General features: G+C 60.2%; 6 protein-coding genes and 1 pseudogene. 5 read left to right on the forward strand and 2 right to left on the reverse strand.

Going from position 1 to position 6,671, the window contains the following annotated elements; translation table 11 throughout:
* The first annotated feature begins 13 nt into the window (after positions 1 to 13).
* Positions 14 to 1,327, forward strand: a complete 1,314-nt coding sequence (locus C9422_RS25395; protein ID WP_007972872.1) for an ATP-binding protein — start codon at positions 14 to 16, stop codon at positions 1,325 to 1,327.
* 85 nt (positions 1,328 to 1,412) lie between these two features.
* Here C9422_RS25395 and rimK read toward each other — a convergent pair whose 3' ends face one another.
* Together rimK and C9422_RS25405 are read right to left on the reverse strand one after the other, a co-directional pair.
* Complete coding sequence (gene rimK / locus C9422_RS25400) at positions 1,413 to 2,318, reverse strand: 30S ribosomal protein S6--L-glutamate ligase (protein ID WP_007972871.1); 906 nt, start codon at positions 2,316 to 2,318, stop codon at positions 1,413 to 1,415.
* Positions 2,315 to 2,776, reverse strand: a complete 462-nt coding sequence (locus tag C9422_RS25405) for an ATP-dependent zinc protease (protein WP_172435679.1) — start codon at positions 2,774 to 2,776, stop codon at positions 2,315 to 2,317. Before C9422_RS25405 ends, rimK begins: the two co-directional genes overlap by 4 nt.
* Positions 2,777 to 3,010: 234 nt before the next feature.
* Between C9422_RS25405 and C9422_RS25415 the strand changes: the two genes are divergently transcribed.
* From C9422_RS25415 to C9422_RS32660, 4 genes and pseudogenes are all read left to right on the forward strand, one after another.
* Positions 3,011 to 3,418 carry an RNA-binding S4 domain-containing protein gene (locus tag C9422_RS25415; RefSeq protein ID WP_116582559.1) on the forward strand — a complete coding sequence of 136 codons (408 nt, stop codon included), beginning with the start codon at positions 3,011 to 3,013 and terminating at the stop codon, positions 3,416 to 3,418.
* Positions 3,419 to 3,788: 370 nt separating this feature from the next.
* Positions 3,789 to 4,691: an Hsp33 family molecular chaperone HslO gene (gene hslO, locus C9422_RS25420; protein WP_116582560.1), complete on the forward strand. Its 903-nt coding sequence runs from the start codon at positions 3,789 to 3,791 to the stop codon at positions 4,689 to 4,691.
* A gap of 180 nt (positions 4,692 to 4,871) precedes the next feature.
* The gene (locus C9422_RS25425; protein WP_116582561.1) at positions 4,872 to 6,413 is read left to right on the forward strand and encodes a phosphoenolpyruvate carboxykinase; all 1,542 of its coding nucleotides are present in this window, start codon (positions 4,872 to 4,874) and stop codon (positions 6,411 to 6,413) included.
* A gap of 125 nt (positions 6,414 to 6,538) precedes the next feature.
* A pseudogene (locus C9422_RS32660) lies at positions 6,539 to 6,671 on the forward strand (IS110 family transposase); the annotation flags it as partial.

Consider the following 6,671-nt stretch of genomic DNA (forward strand, 5'->3'; position numbering starts at 1 on the left):
TTAACGGTTATCCATGAAAACCCCCGTTTGGTTCCCCCAGAGCTTCTTCTCCCGCACCCTTTGGCTGGTGCTCATCGTCGTACTCTTCTCCAAGGCGCTGACCCTGGTTTATCTGCTGATGAACGAAGATGTGCTGGTGGACCGCCAGTACAGCCACGGTGTCGCCCTGGTACTGCGCGCCTACTGGGCGGCTGATGAAGAGAACCGCGCCAAGATCGCCGATAGTGCACCCCTGATTCGGGTAGTGGGCGCCGGTGTCCCGGAAGGCGAGCAACATTGGCCTTACAGTGAGATTTACCAGCGACAGATGCAGACCGAGCTGGGGCCGGACACCGAAGTGCGACTACGCATGCATTCTCCCCCGGCATTGTGGGTTCGTGCGCCGAGCCTGGGTGAAGGTTGGCTGAAAGTGCCGTTGTATCCGCACCCGTTGCGTGGCCAGAAAATCTGGAATGTGCTCGGCTGGTTCCTTGCTATCGGTCTGCTGTCCACGGCGTCTGCGTGGATCTTCGTCAGCCAGCTCAATCAACCGTTGAAACGTCTGGTGTATGCCGCGCGGCAACTGGGCCAGGGACGCAGTGTGCGCCTGCCGATCAGCGATACGCCGAGTGAGATGACCGAGGTTTACCGCGCCTTCAACCAGATGGCCGAAGACGTCGAGCAGGCAGGTCGCGAGCGTGAGCTGATGCTGGCCGGGGTTTCCCATGATTTGCGCACGCCCTTGACCCGCTTGCGTCTGTCTCTGGAGTTGATGGGCGATCGCACCGACCTGACCGACGACATGGTGCGCGATATCGAAGACATGGACGCGATTCTCGATCAGTTCCTGGCGTTCATACGTGACGGGCGCGACGAGTCGGTGGAGGAGGTAGACCTGAGCGACCTGGTCCGCGAAGTCGCTGCGCCGTATAACCAGACCGAAGAAAAAGTGCGGCTGCGCCTGGAGCCGATTCAGCCGTTTCCGTTGCGTCGTGTGTCGATGAAACGACTGTTGAACAACCTGATCGGCAATGCGCTACATCATGCCGGCAGTGGCGTGGAGGTGGCGGCCTACGTGTCCGGGGACACCAGCGCGCCGTATGTGGTGCTGAGCGTCATGGACCGTGGTGCCGGGATCGATCCGTCGGAACTGGAAGCGATCTTCAACCCGTTCACCCGCGGTGATCGAGCCCGGGGCGGGAAGGGCACCGGGTTGGGGCTGGCGATCGTGAAGCGGATTGCTTCGATGCATGGCGGGAATGTTGAACTGCGCAACCGCTCGGGCGGTGGACTGGAAGCGCGGGTGCGCTTGCCGTTGGGGTTGATGTTGCCGCGGGATGCTGTTTAACGGCTGAAAAGATCGCAGCCTGCGGCAGCTCCTACATGGGAATGCGTACCCTGTAGGAGCTGCCGCAGGCTGCGATCTTTTGCTTTTACCCCTTGCCTTTGGTCCGCGTCATATTCGGCCCGCCATTCTTCTCCAGATGCTCAATGATGATCCCTGCCACATTCTTGCCAGTGGTGGTCTCGATCCCTTCCAGCCCTGGCGACGAGTTCACTTCCATCACCAGCGGCCCGTGATTGGAGCGCAGGATGTCCACACCCGCCACCGCCAACCCCATGACCTTGGCTGCACGCAACGCCGTCATGCGCTCTTCCGGCGTGATCTTGATCAGGCTCGCGCTGCCGCCGCGATGCAGGTTGGAGCGAAACTCGCCGGGTTTGGCCTGGCGCTTCATCGCCGCAATCACCTTGTCCCCGACGACGAAGCAGCGAATGTCTGCACCACCGGCTTCCTTGATGTACTCCTGAACCATGATGTTCTGCTTGAGGCCCATGAACGCCTCGATCACCGACTCAGCGGCGGTCGCGGTTTCGCACAGCACCACGCCGATGCCTTGAGTGCCTTCCAGCACCTTGATCACCAGCGGCGCGCCGTTGACCATTTCGATCAGGTCGGGAATGTCATCGGGGGAGTGGGCAAACCCCGTCACCGGCAAGCCGATTCCGCGACGGGACAGCAATTGCAGCGAACGCAGTTTGTCCCGCGAGCGGGCAATGGCCACCGATTCGTTGAGCGGGAACACCCCCATCATTTCGAACTGGCGCAGCACGGCGCAGCCATAAAAGGTCACGGACGCTCCGATCCGTGGAATCACCGCATCGAAACCTTCCAGCGGCTTGCCGCGGTAGTGGATCTGCGGCTTGTGGCTGGCGATGTTCATGTAGGCGCGCAGGGTGTCGACCACCACCATTTCATGGCCGCGTTCAGTACCGGCTTCAACCAGGCGGCGGGTGGAATACAGACGCGGGTTCCGCGACAGCACAGCGATCTTCATGCAACACCTGTGGAGGAGGTAGATACCGGGAACACCGGCTTGTCTTGTACATACTTGATGCCCGGATTGACCACCAACTGGCCGTGGATCAGGGCTTTGGAGCCGAGCAGCAGGCGATAACGCATGGACTTGCGGCAGGCGAGCGTGAACTCGACCCGCCAGACCCGATCACCAAGGGCCAGGGTGGTGCTGATCACGTATCGCACCTGCGCGTGACCGTTTGAGCTTTTAATGGTTTTCATCGTCACCAGCGGTGCTTCGCAGCGTCGGTGGCGCAGTTGTACGACGGAACCCAGGTGGGCGGTAAAGCGCACCCACTGCTCACCATCGCGCTCGAACAGCTCGATGTCCGTGGCATGGAGGCTTGAGGTGCTGGCACCGGTGTCGATTTTTGCCCGAAGGCCGGCGACTCCCAAATCCGGGAGCGCCACCCACTCGCGCAGACCGACAACGGTCAAATGGTCAAATGTCTTCAAAAGTGCTCAACCGGTAGAAACCGCTCGGGCCGCACGCGGCCGGATTCGCGGTATTCACGCAGAATAATGATTAAAAGGCGACAGATATCTACGGCCCGGATTTCCAGCCTCGCAAGGAGGTTATGGAATGTCGGTATTGTAATCCGAGCCGGTGAAATTCTTGGTACGTCAGAAACGGTAGTACAGTTCACCAATATTTCAGAATGAGGAAATCCCATGGCACAAAAAAACGAAGAGGACGACAAAGTCCGCCTCGATAAATGGTTGTGGGCTGCACGATTCTACAAAACCCGTGCCCTGGCCAAGGCGGCGATTGAAAGCGGCAAGGTGCATTGCCGGGGCGAACGCTGCAAGCCGGGTAAAGAGCCACGGGTCGGCGACGAGTTTGTGATCCGCACCGGTTTCGAGGAGCGCACGGTGGTGGTCCAGGCGTTGTCGATCGTTCGCCGTGGCGCACCGGAGGCGCAGATGCTGTACGCCGAAACGGAAGCCAGCGTCGCCAAGCGCGAAAACGCCGCCGCCGAGCGCAAGGCAGGCGCCCTGGGCGTGAGCACCGATGGCAAGCCGAGCAAGAAACAGCGACGGGATCTGTTCAAGTTTCGTGGCAGCAGCAACGATGGCTAAAAGATCGCAGCCTGCGGCAGCTCCTGCACGGGCCTGAGCGGACCTCTGTAGGAGCTGCCGAAGGCTGCGATCTTTTCAAGGGCTCTTGCAATTGCCCCGATCAGCAACCATATCGGGTGATTCGCCAGCGGCACATCGAGCGGTTAAACAGCCACTCGTCGAAAATCACCACAGCCTCTGATCCATAGGCCATAACCAAAAGGCCGGTAGCATCAGCGGGCAAGGATTGCGCATCGCCCCCTTGCTTGGAGCAAACCGCGGATTGCTCCTAAAATGCCGGACATGACTGAGCTTGCGCACCCAACGGTGCCTGCCAACGCGCGATTTTCACCGTTGTAACCCATTGCTACCCATTCAGATACCCAGACTAATGACTGACCTACCGGATAACGACTTCACCCAACGCTTCATCTTCGATGACAGCGACACCCGTGGCGAGCTGGTCTCGCTGGAGCTCAGCTACGCCGAAGTCCTGGCCAAACACGCCTACCCGGAGCCGGTCGCGCAACTGCTCGGCGAGCTGATGGCGGCCGCATCGTTGCTGGTCGGCGCGATGAAGTTCGATGGCTTGCTGATTCTGCAAGCCCGTTCCGAAGGCCCGATCCCGCTGCTGATGATCGAGTGCTCCAGCGAGCGCGAGATCCGTGGCCTGGCCCGTTACGAAGCGGACCGTATCGCACCTGATGCGACCCTGGCCGACCTGATGCCGGACGGCGTGCTGGCATTGACCATCGACCCGACTCAGGGCCAGCGTTACCAGGGCATCGTCGACCTCGACGGCGCCACCCTGTCGGAATGCTTCACCAACTATTTCGTCATGTCCCAGCAAGTCGGCACGCGTTTCTGGCTGTTCGCCGACGGCCGTCGCGCCCGTGGCCTGTTGCTGCAACAGCTGCCTGCCGACCGTTTGAAGGACGAAGACGAGCGCGCCGCCAGCTGGCAGCACCTCACTACCCTGGGCGGCACGCTGACCGCCGATGAACTGCTGGGCCTGGACAACGAAACCGTGTTGCATCGCCTGTACCACGACGAGCAGGTGCGCCTGTTCGATGTGCAGAAGTTGCGCTTCCGTTGCAGCTGCTCGCGCGAACGTTCGGCCAATGCGCTGGTCAGTCTGGGTGTGGAAGATGCGCAGCAATTGGTGGTCGAGCACGGTGGCAACATCGAAATCGATTGCCAGTTCTGTAACCAGCGCTACCTGTTCGATGCCGCCGATGTCACTCAATTGTTCGCCGGCGCGGGTGTCGATACGCCGTCAGATACCCGTCACTAAAACGGTTCAGCGCAGGTAAATTCACTGGCTACCGCCGGATTAACGCCGTTACGACAGGAGGGGCCTACTTTTTTTGGGCTTTTCTGGCATAATCCGGCCCACTTTTTTCGCGGTAGTAGTGCACGACTTTCTACTACAAAAACGTTTGGAGCACTCGGCCACTGGCCGACGGGGAACCTCATGACGCAAGCCAACAATGCCGTGTACACCGATCTGAGTGTTGATGATCTGGTTAAAGAAGCCCTCAATCGCGGTGAAGGCGAGCTTGCCGATACCGGCGCACTGGTTGTTCGTACCGGTCACCGTACCGGCCGTTCGCCAGTCGATCGTTTCATCGTTGATGAGCCGAGCACCACGGGCGCCATCGCCTGGGGCCCGATCAACCGCAAGTTCCCGGCCGACAAGTTCGACGCCCTGTGGGACCGTGTTGAAGCTTTCAACAACGCGCAAGAGCATTTCGTTTCCCACGTGCATGTAGGTGCGGCTTCCGAGCACTACCTGGCCGTGAAGATGACCACCCAGACTGCCTGGCAGAACCTGTTCGGCCGTTGCCTGTTCATCAACCCGGCTCAGTACAACCCGGCGGGTCGTGACGAGTGGCAGGTCCTCAACGTTGCCAACTTCGAATGCGTGCCAGAGCGTGACGGCACCAACTCCGACGGCTGCGTGATCATCAACTTCGCACAGAAGAAAGTGCTGATCGCCGGCATGCGTTACGCCGGTGAGATGAAGAAAGCCATGTTCTCGGTGCAGAACTTCCTGCTGCCGGCTGCCGACGTACTGCCAATGCACTGCGCCGCCAACATCGGCGAAGAGGGCGACGTGACCCTGTTCTTCGGTCTGTCCGGCACCGGCAAGACCACCCTGTCCGCCGACGAAAGCCGTTACCTGATCGGTGACGACGAACACGGCTGGGGCGAAGGCGTGGTGTTCAACATCGAAGGCGGTTGCTATGCCAAGTGCATCGACCTGTCCGAGAAGAACGAGCCGGTTATCTGGAAAGCCATCAAGCACGGCGCGGTATTGGAAAACGTCGTTATCGACGACGCCAAGCACGCCGACTACGCCGATGTCAGCCTGACCCAGAACAGCCGCGCCGCCTACCCGCTGGAGCACGTTGCCAAGCGTTCCGAGAAGAACCTCGGTGGCGAGCCGAACGCTGTGATCTTCCTGACCTGCGACCTGACCGGCGTGCTGCCGCCAGTGTCGATCCTCAATGAAGAGCAAGCGGCCTACCACTTCCTGTCCGGCTACACCGCACTGGTGGGCTCGACTGAAATGGGTTCGGGCAGCGGCATCAAGTCGACCTTCTCCACCTGCTTCGGCGCACCGTTCTTCCCGCGTCCGGCTGGCGAATACGCTGAGCTGCTGATCAAGCGCATCCGCGGCTTCGGCTCCAAGGTCTACCTGGTCAACACCGGCTGGACCGGCGGTGGCTATGGCGTCGGCAAACGCTTCAACATCCCGACCACCCGTGCCGTGATCGCAGCGATCCAGAGCGGCGCGCTGATCGGTACCGAGACCGAGCACCTGGACACCGTCAACCTCGACGTGCCAGTGGCCGTACCGGGCGTTGAGACTGGCCTGCTGAACCCACGCAACACCTGGGCCGACAAGCCATCCTACGACGAAGCCGCCAAAGCACTGGCCGGCCTGTTCATCGAGAACTTCAAGAAGTTCGAAGTGAGCGACGCGATCAAGGCTGCGGGTCCAAAGTTGTAAGTGTTGGATTGAGCTAACGAAAAAGCCGCCCTTCGGGGCGGCTTAATGAGATGGTCAGCCTGACCGAGAAGCCCTGCAGGTTTACGCTTGCAGGGCTTTTCTCGTTTTCGGCCGGAGGATCTCTCATGAACACGATGACGCTTCTCGGTATCGACATCGGCAAACACAGTTTCCACTTGCATGGCCAGGACTCTAAAGGCCACCAGGTCTTGCGCAAAAAAACCAACCGCGGCCAATTGCTCAGTACATTGGCCCAGC

This window comes from Pseudomonas sp. B1(2018) (genome assembly GCF_003097365.1).
Classification (GTDB): Bacteria; Pseudomonadota; Gammaproteobacteria; order Pseudomonadales; family Pseudomonadaceae; genus Aquipseudomonas; species Aquipseudomonas laurylsulfatiphila.

Coding starts and splice junctions, on each gene's coding strand:
- C9422_RS25395 (WP_007972872.1), top strand. CDS start 14: ATGAAAACCCCCGTTTGGTTCCCCCAGAGCTTCTTCTCCCGCACCCTT.
- rimK (WP_007972871.1), bottom strand. CDS start 2,318: ATGAAGATCGCTGTGCTGTCGCGGAACCCGCGTCTGTATTCCACCCGC.
- C9422_RS25425 (WP_116582561.1), top strand. CDS start 4,872: ATGACGCAAGCCAACAATGCCGTGTACACCGATCTGAGTGTTGATGAT.
- hslO (WP_116582560.1), top strand. CDS start 3,789: ATGACTGACCTACCGGATAACGACTTCACCCAACGCTTCATCTTCGAT.
- C9422_RS25415 (WP_116582559.1), top strand. CDS start 3,011: ATGGCACAAAAAAACGAAGAGGACGACAAAGTCCGCCTCGATAAATGG.